This is a genomic window from Pseudobdellovibrionaceae bacterium (genome assembly GCA_020635075.1).
In the GTDB taxonomy this organism is placed as follows: Bacteria; Bdellovibrionota; Bdellovibrionia; order Bdellovibrionales; family UBA1609; genus JADZEO01.
On the sequence record JACKAM010000002.1, the window covers coordinates 911,510 to 930,320 of the forward strand.

Consider the following 18,811-nt stretch of genomic DNA (forward strand, 5'->3'; position numbering starts at 1 on the left):
TTATAAAGCATGCCGAGCTTAAAGGACATACGAGTAAGAATTGCGAGTGTTAAAAACACTCAGCAAATTACCCGGGCCATGAAGATGGTTTCGGCGGCCAAATTGCGTCGGGCGCAGAACAATATTGTGAATCTGCGGCCCTATGCAAATAAGGTCCTTTCGGTGATTGCGGACATTGCGGCCACGCACCGGGTTTCTCACCCACTGCTGAGCCCCAGTCCTCACCCGAAAAAGATCCTGTTGGTTGTGGTCACCAGTGACCGGGGATTGTGCGGTGGATTTAATGCCAACGTGAATAAGTTTGCCGAGCGCTTTTACAAGGAGAACAAAGATCAGTATGAAGTACTGGACTTTTTGTTTGTCGGACGTAAAGCGGGCGATTACTTCAGGCGGCGTCATATCACCGGAATCGACACTATTACAAATCTTGCCAGAGACATTTCCTACGTGTTAGCTGCGTCAGTTGCCGAGCGATTGATGAAGAGCTACAGCGAGGGCGGCTACGACGAAATTCGCCTGGTCTACAATGAGTTTAAGTCGGCGATTGCACAAAATCTTGTCTGTGAAACCCTGTTACCGATTGATTTGAGCCAGGGAACTCTTCATGAGCAAACGGATTCCAAGTTTTCCAAGGACTTGATCTTCGAACCTGCGCCTGAAGAGATCATCGACGAGCTTCTGCACAAGCATTTTGCTGTGCATGTGTATCGTTGTATGTCTGAGAGTGTGGCTGCTGAACATGCCGCTCGAATGACGGCGATGGAAAACGCCACAAATAATGCAAAAGAAATGATCGATAGTCTTACACTCACCTATAACAAACTCCGCCAGGCCTCGATTACGAAAGAGTTGATTGAGATCTGCAGTGGAGCTGAAGCGTTGAAGGGATAAAGGGAGCGAAGAATGGAAAATGGAAAGATTGTTCAAGTAATGGGTCCAGTTGTGGACGTGGAATTTCCCGGAGGAGAACTCCCCCCGATTTATACAGCCTTGAAGGTTACAAATAAATCTATCGATGACCGCGACTGGAACCTGGTTTTGGAAGTTGCCCAGCACCTTGGCGACCGAGTGGTAAGAACGATTGCAATGGACTCTTCGGAGGGTTTGGTTCGGGGTACGGCAGTTCAAAATACGGGCGACACCATTACCACCCCGGTTGGCCCTGAAGTTTTGGGCCGAATTCTTAATGTGGTTGGTGAGCCCATCGATGAGAAGGGTGAAGTCAAGGCAAAGGAGCGCTGGCCGATTCATCGTCCGTCTCCAAAGTTTGAGGATCAGGCAACAGCTCAAGAAATGCTCATGACTGGAATTAAGGTTATTGACCTTCTCGCCCCCTACGCAAAGGGTGGTAAGATTGGTCTTTTCGGTGGTGCCGGTGTGGGTAAGACGGTTCTTATTCAGGAGCTGATCCGCAACATCGCCACGGAGCACGGCGGTTACTCTGTTTTTGCCGGTGTGGGCGAGCGGACTCGTGAAGGAAACGATTTGTATCGTGAGATGACGGAGTCAGGAGTTATTAACAAAACCGCTCTAGTGTTTGGACAAATGAATGAGCCTCCTGGAGCCCGTGCCCGCGTGGCCCTGACCGGCCTGACGCAGGCGGAGTACTTCCGTGATACCGAAGGACAAGACGTTCTACTGTTTATTGACAACATCTTCCGTTTTACCCAGGCAGGTGCTGAGGTATCAGCTCTCTTGGGTCGTATTCCTTCGGCGGTGGGTTACCAGCCGACTTTGGGTACAGAGATGGGAGCCATGCAGGAGCGGATTACTTCTACTAAGAAGGGTTCTATTACATCTGTGCAGGCAGTCTACGTTCCTGCGGATGACTACACGGATCCGGCACCAGCGACGACATTTACTCACTTGGATGCGACAACAAATTTGGATCGTGATATTGCGGCCCTTGGTATTTATCCAGCGGTTCACCCACTGACCTCAACGTCGCGAATTTTAACTGCGGACGTTGTTGGTGAGGAGCATTACCGTACGGCCCGAGACGTACAGGCCCTGTTGCAGCGCTATCGCGAACTGCAAGACATTATCGCGATTTTGGGTATGGATGAGTTGTCTGAGGATGACAAATTGGTTGTGGCTCGTGCCCGTAAGGTTCAACGCTTCTTGTCTCAGCCCTTCTTCGTTGCAGAGCAGTTTACAGGTATGCAAGGTAAGTACGTGGATATCAAAGAAACAGTTCGTGGATTCCGTGAGATCCTTGATGGAAAACATGACTCGGTACCTGAGCAGGCGTTCTATCTTGTGGGTACGATTGAAGATGCGCTCGAAAAGGCGAAGCGCCTGTAATGATCTGGCAGTCTAGTGAGGCTGTGAGGAGCTGAATATGTTTAAGTTAACTCTGGTAACTCCGGAGAAAAAGATACTTACTGATGTCGAGGTCGACGAAGTCGTGGTCCCGGCCTTCAAGGGCGAGATCAACATTCTTCCCGGCCACGCTCCCCTGATGTCGACTTTGGGAGTGGGAGTTTTGCGCTATAAGCTAAAGGGAGGCAGTGGGTTTTCCTCAGCCGCAATTAGTTGGGGGTATTGTGAAGTGAACCCTCAGGGCGTCAGCATTCTTGCTGAAACTGCGGAAACTACAGAAGAGCTGGATCGCGAGAGAATTGAAGCTGCTCGGAAAAAGGCCGATGAAATGTTGCTATCCGGAAAGCTGGATGCGGAAGAGATCGTTAAGTACCAGCGCAAGATTCGTCGGGCAGAGACTCGTCTGGCGCTCCTAGATAAAAAGTAGATTGAATCACAGGTTTCACTCTGACAAAGGGCTGCTGATCTGCGGCCCTTTTTAGTTTTGCAGTCGTAGTTTACGCTTTCTTAAAACGCGCAGCCGGGCTTCATTTGCCTCAGAGGTTGGTTCGCGAAGCTGATCAAGACTGGGCTCTTTTTTGAGGTACTCCGCAATCCATGCACCAGAACGGAAATTTCTGGAGTTTAGATTCACCACCGCCAAAAACTGATTGGTGTTAAAAATTGCTCCCGGGTTGGTCGTGTTAACAACCAGCATCCTGGCCTTGGATGTCTCGTCAAGGTTGTTCAGAATGCGGACTGTCCCCGTACCAGTTGCGTAGTAAATGGCAATTGCGTCGGGTCGAATGGCGAGGGCTTTGGAAATCTTGGGATCGTACTTTGGAGAGAGGCCGCGAAACTTAGCCCCCTGTCCCCAGGCATCCCTAAAGGTGTAAAAAAATCTTGGATCGGCGGTAAACACCAGGGCATCGGTGAGATCGCGGCCAGCTCCCTCGAGGTAAGAGTATCCACGCATGGATTTGTCCAAGTTAGCTTGGCTCACTCGGTTGGTAATATCTTTGAGTTCACCAACAAGCTGGGTAAATTGGGTGAGAAACTCGCTACGAGGTACCTCAGCCTTTTCTTTGGGATTTAGTGAGAGTTTGACCCTCAATATCCGTCTCACACTTTCATCAACACGAGCCAATGTGATACGCCCACTTTCCACAGCGTCCCTGACCGCAATTAAGGCCTCTCGTTGTTTGCGCGGAGTCCAGGCCACCATCACCTGGTCGCATCCAGCAATAATGGATCGCACGGCACGCTCCCCAACTCCGCCGATAGTACCGGCGGCACTCATTTCGATGTCATCCGTGATAACCAGGCCTGGATAATTAGCCCTTTTTCGTAACACATCTTCGATCAGCATTTTGGAAAAGGTGGCTGGGACCCCAGAAGGATCAATATTTGGGAACGCAATGTGGGCGACCATGATTGCACTTGGGTACTGAAACTTTGCAAACCAATCAAAGGGAATCAACGCAGACTTTTCAAGCTGTTCGAGGGTGTCGAGCTTCTTTGGAAGGGCTAGGTGGCTATCGGTAATAACGCCGCCGTGCCCTGGGTAGTGTTTAGAGGTGGGAATGACTCCAGAGTCCGCCAATCCTGTCGAATAAGCCTCGCCATAGAGCTTCACCTTCTGCGGATTCTGCCCAAATGATCTATTACCGATGAAGGAGTTTTGGTAAGGATCAGATAGGTCCATCACCGGCGCCAGATTCATATTAAAACCTAATAGAGAGACGATCTTTCCAGTAATAGCTCCAGCATCGCGCACTAGTTTGGTGTCTTCGGTCATACCTAGGGCAAGGGCACTGGGAGGTGCAGGGTTCGTCTTAATGCGGGTTACAGTGCCTCCCTCCTGGTCCACCATTAGCAGCATGGGAAGGCCGATCTCTTTTAGCGAGAGCTCCTGGATTTGCTTATTGAGAGTGAAAATTTGCTGAGGAGTTCTAATATTGCGACGAAAAACAATAAACGATCCAGGCTTAAATTTGTGAATTAAACCTCTGATATGGCCGTCAATTTGTTGGCCACGGAAGCCTAAGACGAACATCTGACCGACTTTTTCTTCCAAGGTCATGCGGGCGAGCTTCTCTTCAATCTTGCCTTTGTCCACCTCATTGAGGGGTAGAGCCTGACCGTAAGCCGAGAAACCTGAGATCAAGGTCACCACGACCAAGGACGGGATTATGAACCGATACAGCCAACCACCCAAAACACAAAGGAGATTCCAAAATTTCTTGGGTATAATATTGGCCATGATCAACAGATTCCAGTTAGTTAAACGCATTCCTCTCGCTTTGTTGATCGGCATATTATTGATAGGTATTGATAGTTTGGCCGAAACACCGGACCTCCGTCTTGCCAATCAGGAAAGGCTACCGGCCAGTGAAAACGATCCTAATGACGGCCTTGTTGTGGTCGAACCAACAAACGTGGTGCCCATCAGCCGTAGCGGGGAGTTCAAGCTATTACCCTACAAGGACAGGCGCCGGAAGTGGGGCAAAACCTTCAGCATTTCCTACAGCATGTTCGCTCCGGTCTACTATGAACCAAATTTTTATGCGGTTAACTTCGAGGAGATCTACACCTCTGATGACATTCCATTGATTGAACTCAACTTCAGCTGGAAGAGGAATTATGGATTTGGTTCACTCGGCATTGAGTTCGGCCTAGGAATCTACGAAAATGAATCCGACGTCGTTGAACTTCCTTCGCGTCTGAAGATCTACCCGATTAGACTCGGGGCGGTGTTCGCCATGGACAACCTCTTTGAGGAACCACTGTTTGTTCCATATATTTCGGGAGGAGCCTACACAGTTCACTATGCCGAAGAGGTGGCTTCAAGTTCAGTTAATGGATTTACCCAGGCCTCATTTTACGTGGCCGGAGGCTTGATGATGCAACTCAACTGGATCGACAAGCAGGCTGCGCTGGAATCCTATGTTGATTCGGGAATTGAAAACACCTACCTTTTTATAGAAGGGCGCAAATTTTTTGCCTCGTCGGCGACGAAAGACCCTGACTTTGAGACAGACTTACACGGGACGGCCGGGTTTCGGGTTGAGTTCTAGTGTTTTGTTGGCAATAAGCGCTTAAGTAAAACCAGTTCCTCGTAAACGTTGGGCCAAGTGATATCATTCATGCGTACGATCAGACGGCTGTCAGGCGTAAGAGCAAACTTTTTATTTTCCCGGGAGGTCAATTCGATCACCTTATCAACCGGAAGGTTGGTTTGATCCGTAAAGGCCAAAGAGATTCGCTTGGCTCCTGCATTTAAATCTTTTACCCCCAAATCACAACAAAGCCGTCGGATCAGCATGATCCCGAGTAGGTTTAAGACCTCATCGGGAGGTTTACCAAATTGGTCTCGGAGCTCCTCTTCAATTCTCTCCAAATCCTCTGGAGAGCGAATTTCGGTCATGGATTTGTAATAGAAAAGACGTACACGGATATCAGATATGTAGCGGTCGGGGATAAAGGCGGGAATTCTAATGTTGATCTCGGGCTCCAAGTCTTCCATTTGCTTGGGATCACCTTTGGCATTGCGAACCGCCTCATCAAGTAGCTCCATGTAGAGCTCGTAACCGATGGCATTGATATGCCCGGACTGGTCTTGTCCAAGCAAATCCCCTGCTCCACGCAATTCTAGGTCGTAGTGGGCGATGCGAATCCCGCTGCCAAGAGCCGTGTTTTCCTGGAGAACCCGCAGGCGCTCCTGGGCGTCGGGATCAATCCGCCGATTTGGTGGAATCAACAAATAGCAGTAGGCGCGCTCCTTACTGCGCCCTACCCGTCCCCGCAATTGGTATAGCTGACTCAGGCCAAAGTGGTCAGCCCGGTCGACAAACATAGTGTTTGCCCTGGGAATGTCCATTCCAGATTCAATGATGGTTGTACAGATTAGAACATCAAGCTCGTGGTTAAAAAACTGAATCATGGTCTTCTCTAGCTGGTCTTCTTCCATTTGACCATGAGCCACGGCCATGCGCACATCGGGTAGGAGAACTCTCAATTCATCAGCTAATGCATATATACTCTGCACGCGGTTGTGGATGAAAAAAACCTGGCCACCACGACCAATCTCAGCCATCACCGCTTTGCGAATAGTCTCCTTATCAAACTTGCAGACGAAGGTTCGCGTTGGTAGACGATCGAGCGGAGGAGTATTAAGAAGGCTTAGGTCCCTAATCCCTACAAGACTCATGTGCAAGGTTCGGGGAATGGGCGTGGCCGAGAGGGCCAAGGTATCCACACTGGCCTTCATTTTGCGCAGGGTCTCTTTGTGTTTGACGCCGAACTTTTGTTCTTCATCGACAATCAACAATCCGAGGTTTTTGAATTTTATGTCTTTACTCAATAGCCTGTGGGTGCCGATGACAATATCGACCTTTCCCTCTTCCATCTCCCTGAGTGTTTGTTTGATCTCCTTTGCTGGAACAAAGCGATTCAACGACTTAACTGTCACCGGCCACTGAGCAAATCGTTTGCGGAAGGTCCGCGTGTGTTGAAAGGTCAGAACCGTGGTGGGAGCGATGACAGCCACTTGTCTCCCATCTTCGACAGCCTTAAAGGCTGCTCGCATGGCGACCTCCGTCTTGCCAAACCCGACATCACCACAAAGCAATCGGTCCATGGGTTGAGGGCCGGTCATGTCGGACAGGACATCGCCGATCACCTTGTTTTGATCTTCAGTTTCCTCATAGGGAAAGGCATTTTCAAAGCTAAAAAAATTCTCATCGGCCTCAGAAAAAGGCGGGCGTTCTACCTGAGCTCGTTTTGCGTAGAGCTGCAGCAGGTCCAAGGCCATATCACGGAGATGTTTTCGAACCTTGGTTTTGGTCTTTTCCCAACCCGTGCCACCGAGTTTGTCCATTAATTTCGGCGAGGCCGGCCCCGAGTATTTCTGAATTTGACCTATGCGATAAACGGGCAAGTACAGGCTGTCGTTATCTTTATAACGAAGATGGATCATTTCCGTCGGCACACCCTGGATGTCCATGATCTTGAGGCCCTCGTAAATGCCGACGCCATGGAGCTTGTGAACGACGAAGTCCCCGGCCTTCAAATCGCCAAAGGTAACGGCATTAGCTCGCTGAGCGAGAGTGCCCTTTGTCTGATAGTCCCGGCGAGCTTTCTTGTGGCCCCAAAAATCCGAATCTCTAAGAAAAACGATTTTGTCTGGGTTAGATTTAACGGTTTCAGGCCAAGGCCCAACAAACAGATGCACAAGATTTGGATTTCTCGACTGGGCATCCTGACAGGTGGTCCAAGGCAAATGAATCAACTCAAAAACCTCTGTATCTAACTCGCACTTCTCCAGTAACAAGTTGATCCGACTGGCACTGCTTTGCGAGTGAGTACAAATAAAAACAGCAAAGCCATCCTCTTTAAGCTGGGTGATCTTTTCCCTGATGTAGGGGATTTGCTCGGCCGGCTTATTGAGCAGTGCAACGGCCTGCTTGCGGAACTCAGCCATGTCGGGTGCGGGGTATTCAATGATGTTGGCAAAATCTTCCTCTTCAGAGCTCCATTCTTCAGCAAGGTGTATTTTAGAAAAATCAATACGGCGAGTACCCCCGGGCCAGGGCGCTTGCTCCAGGCTGTCGTACAAATCTTCAACTGAAGGGCGGATAACAGCGGATGGAGAGCCTAAGTAGTCGGCCTTCATGGACTCGCGGGTTAAATCGTGATGGCGAGCAACTTCGAGGGGGTCGACAGTTGTCACGGACAAATCACAGCAGAAATGGTCTAAAGGAGATACTGCCTGAGGATAAAAACAGCGCAAAAGAAACTCCACTCCGGGGAAAAACTGACGCTGGGTGAGAGAGTGAAGGACCATTTCGATTTCGCTACTGTCAATCTCTCGGTCCCGAATGGTCGCCCGGTACCTAGCAATGACATCCTGGAGATGGTCTTCGTCGTAAACGATTTCCCGAGGGGGCAATAATACCATCTCACTAAGATCGCCGTCCTCGCTGCGTTGGGTTTCAGGATCAAACGGGCGAATGGATTCGACTTCGTCCCCAAAAAGCTCAAGTCGAGTGGGTTGGATGTGAAAGGGGGAGTAGATGTCCAAAATTCCGCCGCGAAGGGCATAGCCGCCGACCTCATCTACCACGCTGACATTTTGGTATCCAAGTAGACCAAGCTGTTTATAAAAGTCCGAGTCGAGAGACTGGCCCTTTCGAATCCGCAAGGTCCTACGCGACAAATCATCGAACGGGAGAGTCCTTTGCAAGAGGGCCATCACCGAGGAAACAAAGATCTGGCCGGGCCTAGCCTCTTGAGCCGCCGCCAGCCACTTAATCCTTTGCGCCGTCACCCTGGGATTGGGGTACAGATTATCGTAGGGACTAACGTCAAAACCGGGAAGGACATAAACAGGATGTAGGGGTGTAAAAAAGGTCAGTGCCTCAACGAAACGGACCACATCGTCGTCTGTGGGAAGGACCACCAGTCGGGCCTTCCCCCCATCCCAGGGAATTGAATCCGCGACCATGCCCGCAGCCAAGGTGTACGAGGTCGTTCCCACAACATGGAGATTGCGGGTGGAATCCTTTTCCCAGGCATGAGCCACCAGGGTCCCTAAACGAGGGTGCCAAGGTTCGGCGGGATTTGTCTTGGTACCCATTGCGGGACTACCAATTGATGGAGTTGGTACGTCCTTGAAATCCATTGATTTGATCACACTTAATTCACCGCACCAAAAATGCAACACATTTTCCAGAGCCGCTTAATGCAAGGCACCAAACGTCACTGGTTGGGGATCAACTGTCGATTGGGGAAGGAATGATATCTTCTTGAATCCATTGAATTATCTTGGCCTCTTTCGCCGCACTCTGTATATATAGAGGCTCAACAACCATGTCCTGTTTTTTGCTCGGAGTGTGGCATGTCACCCATGGTAACCATTCTTGTTCTTGGCGTCTTTGTCGCCCTTTTTGGAACAGCATTAATCGTAGTTTCATCCCTGTTGGGACCCAGACTTCCACAAGCAGAAATGAAAAAGCGGCCCTATGAGTGTGGGCTCGAAGGCGAGATTAAGAGCGACACCAAAGTTCCGGTGAAGTTTTACTTAACCGCCATTCTCTTTATCCTTTTCGATATCGAAATCATCTTCATGTATCCATGGGCGGTTGCCTACGGGGATTATCTTTCTGCCGGCAAGGGTGTTTACATTTTTATCGCCATGGCGGTCTTTTTGGCGGTGTTTATTTTTGGACTTCTTTGGGAAATCAAATCGAAAGCCCTGGAGTGGGAATAAATGGGACAAGACATATTTGAGATTTCAATCAACGCCATCAAGATGGTGTTGATTTTTTTAATGATGGTGCAAATTGTGCCCGTGTTGGTGTGGGTTGAAAGACGAGGCTCGGCCTTTATTCAAAATCGTTTGGGACCTAACCGAATCGGACCTTTAGGGTTGACTCAGCTTTTGGCTGACGCGGTCAAATTTTTGTTCAAAGAGGAGTTTCTTCCCGACAAGGCTCATCGCTTTTTGTTTTATGGCGCGCCAATTGTTGCGCTCATCCCAGGGGCCCTGGCGTTTGGATCCATTCCCCTTTCTATGCCGATTCAGCTGGAACCCTTTCAGCAGATGATTTTTGGATTCAATCTTGAAACCACCAAGAACTACACGTTTGCCTTTCAGAGCTTTGATATAGGTATCGGAATTGTCTTTGTCTTGGGCGTCTCATCCCTAGGAGCCTATGCGCTCCTCATGGCCGGGTGGAGTTCAAACAACAAGTTTTCATTGATGGGTGCCTTACGAGCCAGTGCCCAGATGATCAGTTACGAGTTGGCCCTTGGCCTGTCTCTGGTTGGAGTTTTGCTACTTTATAACACATTCACCTTCTCAGACATGATTGCCATGCAACAGGGGCCGCTTACTATCTCCTTTATGGGATCAGACAAGGTGGTTTCCTTTCTGCCAAATTGGGGAATCTTTTTTCAACCGCTTGGCGCCATCATCTTTTTTGCAGCCACCTTCGCCGAAACCAACCGCTTACCCTTTGACCTTCCAGAGGCAGAGGCCGAACTGGTCGCAGGGTATCACACCGAGTACGGTGGATTAAAAATGCTCATGTTTTATATTGGCGAGTATGGCCATATGTTGGTGGCGTCTGCATTGATGGTCACCTTCTACTTTGGTGGCTATAACATCCCGATGATTGAGCCGGGTCAGATTGTTGAGCACTTTGTTGGCCACGGATTATCAAATAATCAGGCCAATGTTTTGTCGGCTTTTTTGCTTCATGGAGTGTTTTTTATTAAGGTTCTGATCTTTTTATGGATCTTTATTTGGGTGAGATGGTCCTTGCCCCGTTTTCGTTATGATCAGCTGATGGATTTAGGCTGGAAGACCATGCTGCCATGGGCCCTGGGTAACACCATTGTAACGGCGGTGGTGATCCTGATTCTTAGAAACAAGTGGGTGCAATAGTGGAAACCAATATTCTGTTTTATGCTCTATCGACAGTTATTGTTCTATTTTCCTTTTTTATGCTGATTTCTGCCAATCCGGTTTATTCGGCTCTTTTTTTGGCGCTGACTATGATCGGTCTTTCGGGTGTGTTCTTTTTGTTAAATGCTTATTTTATCGCCGGCGTTCAGCTCATTGTCTACGCAGGAGCCGTGATGGTTTTGTTCGTCATGGTTCTCATGCTTTTTGATCTTAAAAAAGAGGTGGCGGCCTTTAGCCGGGGTCTTATGTCGGGGATCATTAAGCTCGTGTCCGCCGGCGCACTGTTTGGCCTTGTTGTGGGTGCAGCCAAACACTCCACCGAAATGATGATGTCGGGCCCACCAGAGGAAACTGCTGGTTTGGGCTATGCCGTTGAGATGAAGACCATCGCAAACCTGCTCTTTTCAAAATATCTATTGGCGTTCGAAGTTTTGGGAATTTTGTTGCTGTTGATCGCGGTTGGTGTTGTTGCCGTTTCTCGCTCCAAAGGAGGCACCCATGCTCGCCCTTGAAGGCCTAAAATATGTGGGGCTGAATCATTACCTGGTTCTGTCAGGAATTCTCTTTACGATCGGGATGGTCGCAGTTCTTATGCGGCGAAATGTGATCGTCATACTTATGGGCGTGGAGCTTATGCTCAATGCGGTGAATTTAAGCTTTGTGGCCTTTAGCCACTTTACCGCCAACATTCACGGCCAACTGATGGTGTTTTTTGTCATGACGGTCGCGGCAGCCGAGGCAGGCGTAGGTCTGGCCCTAGCTGTGACTGTATTCAGACGATTTAAAGAAGTGAACATTCGATCTTTTGAACAACTTAAAGGCTAAGGCATTTTAATGAAGACCACATTCCTTTTTGCCATCTTACTTGCGGCGCCCTTGGTTGGATTCCTTTTTAACGGACTTCGTTTTAGAAGCAAAAATGGCACTCTGGCCGGTACAGTGGCTTCGGCAGCAGCTCTGGTGTCTTTTGTGTGTTCGGCGGTGTTGGTTGCCAAGCTTGCGGGCCTTCCTGTTGGTGATCGAGTCCTCACCGCTCACTTTTTTGATTGGCTGGCGGTAGGCAGCTTTTCGGTGGGCGCTTCGTTTTTGGTAGATCAAATCAGCGCCATTATGGTGTTGGTTGTGACCGGGGTTGGATCTTTGATCCATGTTTTCAGTATCGGCTATATGTCCCATGACGAACGCCCGTCCAAGTACTTTGCATACTTAAACCTATTCCTGTTCAATATGCTTCTGCTGATTTTGGGTGACAATCTTTTGGTGATGTTTGTTGGCTGGGAGGGTGTGGGACTTTGTTCCTATTTGCTAATTGGCTTTTGGTTTACGGACAGGGAAAAGGCAGCTGCCGGCATGAAGGCATTTATCACCAACAGAATTGGTGATGCCGGGTTTTTGCTGGGGATCTTTTTGATCTTTGCCACGTTTGGCACGGTGACCTTTGCCGAGCTTCTGCCGATGCTTCCAGCTGAGGCAGAAGCCGGGTGGACGGGCCCAATTACCCTGGCCTGTTTATTCTTGTTTGTCGGTGCCACCGGCAAGTCTGCTCAGATTCCTCTATACGTGTGGCTTCCTGATGCCATGGCTGGACCAACGCCGGTTTCGGCACTCATCCACGCGGCAACCATGGTAACTGCCGGGGTTTACATGATGGTGCGCCTGAGTGGTCTGTACATTCTGGCCCCAAATGCCATGATGGTGGTGGCAATTGTGGGGGCCTTGACGGCCTTAATGGCTGCCACCATTGGTATGACCCAATGGGATATCAAAAAGATTCTCGCTTATTCGACCGTGTCTCAATTGGGCTATATGGTATTGGGTGTGGGTGTAGGTGCATTTATGCCAGCCATGTTTCACCTGATGACTCATGCTTTTTTTAAGGCCCTGATGTTCTTGGGTTCAGGAAGCGTAATTCATGCCATGCATGAGGAACAGGATGTAAGAAAAATGGGCGGACTGGCCAAGGCCATGCCCATTACCTATTCGACATTTATGATGGGTTGGTTGGCGATTATTGGTCTTCCGCCGTTTGCCGGCTTCTTTAGTAAGGACGAGATCCTTTGGTATGCCTGGAATCTGCCTGGAGCCGGACCCTTATTTTGGATTGTTGGTGTCGTGGGAGCTGCGGCAACGGCCTTTTATATGACGCGATTAATGGCCTTGGTCTTCTGGGGCAAAAGCCGAGTTCCCTCGAACATTCATCCTCATGAATCTCCACCAACGATGACTGTTCCTTTGATCATCCTAGGATTTTTGTCCGTTGTTGGTGGTTGGATCGGCATTCCCCACGTGATTTCGGCTGTGCTGCCGGGACATCCGCCAAACCTGCTTGAGGGTTGGCTTTCCCCTGCATTGGCCAAGCTTCCCCATGAAATTCACGGTACGGCATTGCTGGAGTGGTCCCTAATGGGGATATCGGTTGGACTGGCTGGACTGTCTGCCTGGTTTGCCTATGACTCTTACATCAAAAAACCGGATCGGCCGAAAACCATCACCGCCAGGATTAAGCCTGTCTATGAACTGGTAAACGGAAAGTACTGGGTGGATGAGTTTTATTTTGGACGTATCATCAACCCCCTGGTCGATATCAGTAAAGGCCTATGGGCGTACATTGATGTGAATTTTATTGATAAGGCTACTTATTCAGTTTCGGATCTGGTCAAGAGTGCCGGAAATGGAATTCGGGCGATGCAGAATGGTAACCTTCAGCATTATGCTTTAATGGTTGCCCTTGGTCTTGTCCTAGTCATGGTATTTGCTCTTTGAGGTGTTAAATGTTGCTGACGACTTTGGTATTTCTACCCCTTGTAATGGCATTGGTGCTGATGCTGATACCCAGCGAAAGAATGCTCAGACCGATGGCGTTGGGTTTTGCGGCTGTTGAATTTGTGCTCAGCCTGGCGCTTTTTCTTCGCTTTGACCCCGGCCTTGCCGGATTACAGCTGGTGGAAATGCATCCCTGGGTGAAGTCAGTTGGCATCAGTTACTTCTTGGGTTTGGACGGGATCTCCTTTTGGCTGGTTCTTCTCACCACCTTTTTAACCCCCATAACGATCTTGGGGGCATGGACGGCTATTAACAAACGGGTACGGGCTTTTTTGGTCTCCATGTTTGTGCTGGAAACCACCATGTTGGGCACCTTTGTGGCCATGGACGCGGTGCTGTTTTATACCTTTTTCGAGGCATCACTGCTTCCCATGTACTTCATTATCGGTATTTGGGGTGGCGAACGCAGGATCTATGCAACCTTGAAGTTCTTTATCTATACGATGGTGGGCTCCCTGTTCATGCTATTGGGGATTATCGCTTTGATGTTCTATGCCCAGGATCAGCTCGGATATATGTCGGCAAGTCTTGTCGACCTTTATAAACTTAAGATCCCCTTCGTTGCAGGCGAGTTTATATCCACCCAGACACTATTATTTTTTGCCTTTTCGCTGGCATTTGCCATTAAGGTTCCGGTTTTTCCATTTCATACATGGCTACCAGATGCTCACGTGGAGGCACCAACACCAGGTTCAGTTATTCTTGCTGGCGTGATGCTAAAAATGGGCACCTATGGTCTTCTGAGGTTTTCCATTCCCCTTTTCCCAGAGGCGGCGACCTATTACTCCTGGGTATTTTTACTGATTGGTGTGGTTGGTATCATTTATGGTGCTTTGGTGGCCATGGTTCAGCCAGACATCAAAAAGCTTGTTGCCTATTCCTCGGTTTCCCACATGGGCTATGTGGTGTTGGGCCTTTTTGCCTTTAATACGTATGGAATTTCTGGTGGTCTTTATCAAATGCTCAATCATGGAATTAGCACGGGAGCGTTGTTTTTGTTGGTGGGTATGATCTATGAGCGAACCCACTCAAGAGAGATCAGTCGCTACGGTGGTCTGGCTTCCGTCGCGCCAATTTTTACGATTGTTTTTATGATCATCACCCTTTCGTCTATTGCCGTTCCCATGACCAATGGATTTGTCGGCGAGTTTTATATTCTTTTAGGAAGCTTCCTCAGCTCCCGCTCCTATGCCTTTTTTGCCGTCTTTGGTGTGGTGCTGGGTGCGGCCTATATGTTGTGGATGGTGAAGAGAGTCTTCTTTGGTGAAAAAGGGGAAATCGTACAGAAATATGAATCGGCGGGACTGGATATTAACCTGCGGGAGTTTTTGGTTCTCGCGCCTCTGGTCGTGTTGGTTTTCTGGATGGGCCTTTTTCCCAACCACTTCCTGCGCTGGACAAAATCGAGCATCGATCATTTGCTGGAAAACCGTCTGAATTACGAACTACCGGTTGTCGATCATAAGGCAAAAAAGAGTCCCTTTGCCGTCAGTCAGGACTTCCCTTCGTCCAAAGACGGGGAATTGGAGCAATAAATGGACATTAATTTCAGCGTTGTTGATCTTATTTTAGTAAGCCCTGCGATTGCCCTGTTTATCGTAAGCTTGATACCCCTAAGCCTGAAGGCCTTTCGCGGCAACCGTGTTCCCCGGCCTATGACGGTGATCCTCTATTCCTATATTGGTCTGATTGCTGCCGCCGGGCTGGCTGTGGCGAATTATGGAGTGAACCAAACGGCCTTTGAAAAGGCCTTGGTTTTCGATGGGCTATCGAGCTGGTCAACCCTGTTGATTGTGGTGTCAACGGCCTTTGGATTGTTGTTTGCTAAAGAGAACTTGGCCACCAACACCAAGCAATTTAGTGAGTTGGTATTTTTAATACTCAATGCGGCAGTTGGCATGATGCTGGTGTCATGGGCCAATGATCTCATAATGCTGTTTATTGGTATCGAAGTGATGTCCTTATGCTTGTATTTAGCCGTGGCACTTAGTTTGGAGGATCGCCTGTCTAAAGAGGCGGCCTTTAAGTACTTTGTGCTGGGAAGCTTTGCCTCGGCGATTTTTCTTTACGGCGTGGCCTTTATCTTTGGCACCACGGGTAACACGTACCTGTTGGAGCTTTCGGAAATTGGCTCGGAACTCATTAGCACCAATCGGCTTTTCCTTTTTGGCGTGATCATGCTGATCGTGGGCCTTTGCTTTAAGGTTTCCATTTTTCCATTTCATGCCTGGACCCCTGATGTTTACCAGGGCTCATCAACACCAGTGACCGGATTTATGGCGGCTGGGGTAAAGGTGGCGGTGTTTGTGTCTTTCCTACGAGTTGTGGCCACTCAGATTCTCAATGGCGAAAGAGCCGAGGATTTGGTTTTCGCACTTGAGTGGTTAGCGGTATTCACCATGCTGGCGGGCAATATTGCGGCTATTTTGCAGAATAATCTCAAGCGAATGCTGGCTTACTCCAGTGTGGCCCATTCTGGCTATGTGTTGGTGGGCATTCTGGCTGCCGGAGTGGGTGATTTGGGGCATCTGGGGGCCTCGGGCGTGATGTTTTATGTACTTGGCTATGCGGTTATGACCTTGGGTTCTTTTGGTATCATAAGTTTGTTTGAAAAAAGCGAGAACTCAGAGCTTGAGGTGGCGGATCTGAAAGGGCTCGCAGTTCGCCATCCGTGGTTGGCCCTTTGTCTTGCGGTTTTCCTTCTAAGCTTGGCCGGAATCCCACCGACCGTGGGATTTTTTGGCAAGTTCTTCCTGTTTTCGGCAGCAATTAAGCAGGGCTTCTTTTGGCTGGCCGTGTGGGGAGTTTTGAGTTCGGCCATTAGCGTTTATTACTATTTGAAACCTATTGTTTATATGTACATGAGTGAAGGCGAAGCCCTGGAGGCACCCATTGGCCGTCAGTTTTCCAGGTTAGCAATCTTTGCCTGTGCCTTTTTGGTGATCGCCGTGGGTCTGTTCGCCAATCCTTTTTACGAAATGATTCGCAAGAGTGTGATTGGCTTGTTCTAAAAGGTTCCAGGTCCTCAACTGATATGCAGAGCAGCATAATAGATCCGAATGAGGGCTCATTATATTGCTCTGCATATCAGTTGAGGACCTGGAACCTTTTAGAACTTAGATATTGTACTGCCTCAATGTGGCCATGGCGCACTTGAAGCCAGTCCGGACGATCTTTGAGAGAACCTTGGGGTTCAAGCTGAAGTGATCGAAAAAGAACATTTCGTAGTCTTGTGGGCTGGGATGAATATAGATGTAATCCACGTCCGGCTTGTAGTTAGTCCGGGAAATCAAAATCTCCATGAGTTTTTCCCGATGCTCAGCCGGCATTTCCGCCTGACGTAAGTAGCCATTAACAGCATTGATGAGGCCCCGTACTTCTTGCTGGTGCTCAATATGTTTAGCGATCTTCTGTTGCACCACTTGATAGAGGGCTTGATTGGCAATCATGGGCATTCCGTATTCGTGGAGTGATCCCATTTCTTCATTAAAGTGATAGGGCTGAATCGAATAGGACGAAATTACCAGGTCAGATCCATGGTCAGCAGCGACGTGAGTGGAAAGGGTGTCACGGATCTCGCCATCGAAGAAGTAGATCTCTTTTCCCGAGCGATTGGTGATACCATACGGGGAAAAGACAGGGGGCAGGCTGGCCGAGGCCGCGACGGCCTCACTAATTTTGGCGTAATCTGCATACTTGATCGTCTTGTCTTTTTTGGTTTCTTCAAAGGCACCAAAGACAACCTTGCGCGAATGATTAAGCTGGGTTGCGACAATAAAGAGCTGAGCATTTAGGGCATGGAAATCATTGGAAAGAAGGACGTTGTCGCGCAAATAACGCTCAATATTATCGGTGGTGAAGATCCCATTGACCTTAACACCTCTTTTCAGAAAGACCTCAAGACCCCCTGAAATAATTGGCTTTTTACGAAACATCTTGGGCAAAATCCGGGTGGGATTGCCAGCCCGAATATTGAGGGAAAAAATATCGCGATAGGAGAGGGGCTTTAGGTAAGCTCCTGAAGTTTTCTTTCGCCATATGGGGGATTCCAGTCCGGCGCCTTGAGTAAAAGCGTGAATGATCGCATCCACATCATAGCCAGCGGCTAAAAATGTACTGATGACGGAGCCAGCACTTGAACCCACATAGGTTTGGAATGTGAGTGGGGGCTTGGGTGGGGCAACCTCATCAGTGTCCTCACCAGCATTTTTGAATCCTCCGGAAAACTTGAAGCCCTTTTCTCTAAGGGCTAGGCAGACCCCGATATGGAAGGCCGCGGCCTTCACACCGCCACCGCTCAGGACCAAAGATGGATGCTTTTTTTCACTCAGGCGCATAGCAAAACCATCCTAAACAAAATCCTAAGCTAGGGGAACTCTTATTTTGGTGACCAGCAAAATTGCCAATAAATTGCAGTATTTATGGGCCGTGACTAAGCTGATCAGCGGATCTTGGTGACTACCCAGGTGGTGCGGATGATCAGTCTGGCTAGGCCTAAGGATCAGGTCTGGCCATGCGACTGGAGTCCAGCCTGCCTAGGCAAGAATAGTCTCCAAGCCTAATCAGACAAAGGCCCAGAGATGAACAGCCTTGGCCAAACTTTCTTTACAAGCCCTTGTCCTATGGTAGATTTGACTAGTCAGAAGGGAGGTCATGTTTGACCAAGTCAGATTGGATCAGTTTATCAGACTACTCAGGGAAGTATAAAGTGAGCGTCTCCACCCTGAGAAGGCGGATAAAGGACAAATCAGCTGAGTACCGCTTTGATGAGGGCAAGTACTGGCTGCGTGACACCCCGTTGAAGAATCACTGTGTGAAGGAAAATAGCAAGGCTTCTATCGCCCCCCCACAAGGCGAAGCTGAGCTGGCTGCCAAGGCCATTCCTTCCGCGGATTCCACCCCCTTGATTCAGGATCTTCCGCTGAATCAAGGGGCAGACTCTTCTTCCCAGGTTTGGATGACGGCTCAGGCCCTTCTCCAGGAGATCAAAAAAGCCTATATGGTGATCCTTCAGGAAAAGGAAGAACAGATCATTCAATTGAAGGAAGAAGTAACAGATCTCAAAACCCTTGTTCGGGTGCTCGAGCAAAACAATGATCGTCTCTCCAAAGAAGCGGAGACAAAATCCAACACTCCCCAGCCGGGCTCGGGTGATTGGATGTTTTCCCTGGATAAATAAAAAGCGCCTGAGGTTAACAGGCGCTTAGAGGTAAGCAA

Annotated in this window: 15 protein-coding genes; 12 read left to right on the forward strand and 3 right to left on the reverse strand. The window is 49.0% G+C overall.

Features of this window, described 5'->3' with window-relative positions; all coding sequences use genetic code 11:
• Positions 1-9 precede the first annotated feature (9 nt).
• From atpG to atpC, 3 genes are read left to right on the forward strand one after another with little or no spacing between them, the layout of a single operon-like run.
• Positions 10-891: an ATP synthase F1 subunit gamma gene (atpG, locus tag H6624_14085; protein MCB9085471.1), complete on the forward strand. Its 882-nt coding sequence runs from the start codon at positions 10-12 to the stop codon at positions 889-891.
• A 12-nt stretch (positions 892-903) separates the two neighbouring features.
• A complete protein-coding gene (gene atpD, locus H6624_14090; GenBank protein ID MCB9085472.1) occupies positions 904-2,304 on the forward strand; it encodes a F0F1 ATP synthase subunit beta in 1,401 nt (466 codons plus the stop codon).
• A gap of 31 nt (positions 2,305-2,335) precedes the next feature.
• Positions 2,336-2,749, forward strand: coding sequence for an ATP synthase F1 subunit epsilon (atpC, locus tag H6624_14095; GenBank protein ID MCB9085473.1), 414 nt, complete (start codon positions 2,336-2,338; stop codon positions 2,747-2,749).
• Between the two features lie 51 nt (positions 2,750-2,800).
• On the opposite strand, the gene H6624_14100 is transcribed toward atpC, so the two are convergent.
• Positions 2,801-4,564 (reverse strand): glycoside hydrolase family 3 protein, encoded by a 1,764-nt coding sequence (locus H6624_14100; protein MCB9085474.1) that lies wholly within the window; start codon positions 4,562-4,564, stop codon positions 2,801-2,803.
• On the opposite strand from H6624_14100, the gene H6624_14105 reads away from it, so the two are divergent.
• Positions 4,563-5,378, forward strand: a complete 816-nt coding sequence (locus H6624_14105; protein MCB9085475.1) for a hypothetical protein — start codon at positions 4,563-4,565, stop codon at positions 5,376-5,378. The genes H6624_14100 and H6624_14105 overlap by 2 nt on opposite strands.
• Here the strand turns inward: H6624_14105 and mfd are convergent.
• A complete protein-coding gene (gene mfd / locus H6624_14110) occupies positions 5,375-8,938 on the reverse strand; it encodes a transcription-repair coupling factor (GenBank protein ID MCB9085476.1) in 3,564 nt (1,187 codons plus the stop codon). The two genes, H6624_14105 and mfd, sit on opposite strands and share 4 nt — an antisense overlap.
• A gap of 261 nt (positions 8,939-9,199) precedes the next feature.
• Here mfd and H6624_14115 point away from each other — a divergent pair, with 261 nt between their 5' ends.
• Genes H6624_14115 through H6624_14145 form a run of 7 tightly spaced genes read left to right on the forward strand, consistent with a single transcriptional unit; the run spans position 9,200 to position 16,605 of the window.
• A complete protein-coding gene (locus H6624_14115; protein ID MCB9085477.1) occupies positions 9,200-9,571 on the forward strand; it encodes an NADH-quinone oxidoreductase subunit A in 372 nt (123 codons plus the stop codon).
• Positions 9,572-10,750, forward strand: a complete 1,179-nt coding sequence (locus H6624_14120) for an NADH-quinone oxidoreductase subunit H (GenBank protein MCB9085478.1) — start codon at positions 9,572-9,574, stop codon at positions 10,748-10,750.
• A gap of 59 nt (positions 10,751-10,809) precedes the next feature.
• Positions 10,810-11,283 carry an NADH-quinone oxidoreductase subunit J gene (locus tag H6624_14125; protein MCB9085479.1) on the forward strand — a complete coding sequence of 158 codons (474 nt, stop codon included), beginning with the start codon at positions 10,810-10,812 and terminating at the stop codon, positions 11,281-11,283.
• Positions 11,270-11,596, forward strand: coding sequence for an NADH-quinone oxidoreductase subunit NuoK (nuoK, locus tag H6624_14130; protein ID MCB9085480.1), 327 nt, complete (start codon positions 11,270-11,272; stop codon positions 11,594-11,596). The genes H6624_14125 and nuoK overlap by 14 nt, the downstream gene beginning before the upstream one ends.
• A gap of 9 nt (positions 11,597-11,605) precedes the next feature.
• Positions 11,606-13,534, forward strand: coding sequence for an NADH-quinone oxidoreductase subunit L (gene nuoL, locus H6624_14135; protein MCB9085481.1), 1,929 nt, complete (start codon positions 11,606-11,608; stop codon positions 13,532-13,534).
• A gap of 8 nt (positions 13,535-13,542) precedes the next feature.
• Positions 13,543-15,129: an NADH-quinone oxidoreductase subunit M gene (locus H6624_14140; protein MCB9085482.1), complete on the forward strand. Its 1,587-nt coding sequence runs from the start codon at positions 13,543-13,545 to the stop codon at positions 15,127-15,129.
• The gene (locus H6624_14145; protein ID MCB9085483.1) at positions 15,130-16,605 is read left to right on the forward strand and encodes an NADH-quinone oxidoreductase subunit N; all 1,476 of its coding nucleotides are present in this window, start codon (positions 15,130-15,132) and stop codon (positions 16,603-16,605) included.
• A 105-nt stretch (positions 16,606-16,710) separates the two neighbouring features.
• Here H6624_14145 and H6624_14150 read toward each other — a convergent pair whose 3' ends face one another.
• Entirely contained in the window at positions 16,711-17,931 is a 1,221-nt protein-coding gene (locus H6624_14150; GenBank protein MCB9085484.1) for a patatin-like phospholipase family protein, read from the reverse strand.
• Positions 17,932-18,251: 320 nt separating this feature from the next.
• Between H6624_14150 and H6624_14155 the strand changes: the two genes are divergently transcribed.
• Positions 18,252-18,773: a hypothetical protein gene (locus H6624_14155; GenBank protein MCB9085485.1), complete on the forward strand. Its 522-nt coding sequence runs from the start codon at positions 18,252-18,254 to the stop codon at positions 18,771-18,773.
• Positions 18,774-18,811: the final 38 nt, after the last annotated feature.

Coding starts and splice junctions, on each gene's coding strand:
- atpG (MCB9085471.1), top strand. CDS start 10: ATGCCGAGCTTAAAGGACATACGAGTAAGAATTGCGAGTGTTAAAAAC.
- atpD (MCB9085472.1), top strand. CDS start 904: ATGGAAAATGGAAAGATTGTTCAAGTAATGGGTCCAGTTGTGGACGTG.
- H6624_14105 (MCB9085475.1), top strand. CDS start 4,563: ATGATCAACAGATTCCAGTTAGTTAAACGCATTCCTCTCGCTTTGTTG.
- H6624_14100 (MCB9085474.1), bottom strand. CDS start 4,564: ATGGCCAATATTATACCCAAGAAATTTTGGAATCTCCTTTGTGTTTTG.
- mfd (MCB9085476.1), bottom strand. CDS start 8,938: ATGGGTACCAAGACAAATCCCGCCGAACCTTGGCACCCTCGTTTAGGG.
- H6624_14115 (MCB9085477.1), top strand. CDS start 9,200: ATGTCACCCATGGTAACCATTCTTGTTCTTGGCGTCTTTGTCGCCCTT.
- H6624_14120 (MCB9085478.1), top strand. CDS start 9,572: ATGGGACAAGACATATTTGAGATTTCAATCAACGCCATCAAGATGGTG.
- H6624_14125 (MCB9085479.1), top strand. CDS start 10,810: ATGCTGATTTCTGCCAATCCGGTTTATTCGGCTCTTTTTTTGGCGCTG.
- nuoK (MCB9085480.1), top strand. CDS start 11,270: ATGCTCGCCCTTGAAGGCCTAAAATATGTGGGGCTGAATCATTACCTG.
- nuoL (MCB9085481.1), top strand. CDS start 11,606: ATGAAGACCACATTCCTTTTTGCCATCTTACTTGCGGCGCCCTTGGTT.
- H6624_14140 (MCB9085482.1), top strand. CDS start 13,543: ATGTTGCTGACGACTTTGGTATTTCTACCCCTTGTAATGGCATTGGTG.
- H6624_14145 (MCB9085483.1), top strand. CDS start 15,130: ATGGACATTAATTTCAGCGTTGTTGATCTTATTTTAGTAAGCCCTGCG.
- H6624_14150 (MCB9085484.1), bottom strand. CDS start 17,931: ATGCGCCTGAGTGAAAAAAAGCATCCATCTTTGGTCCTGAGCGGTGGC.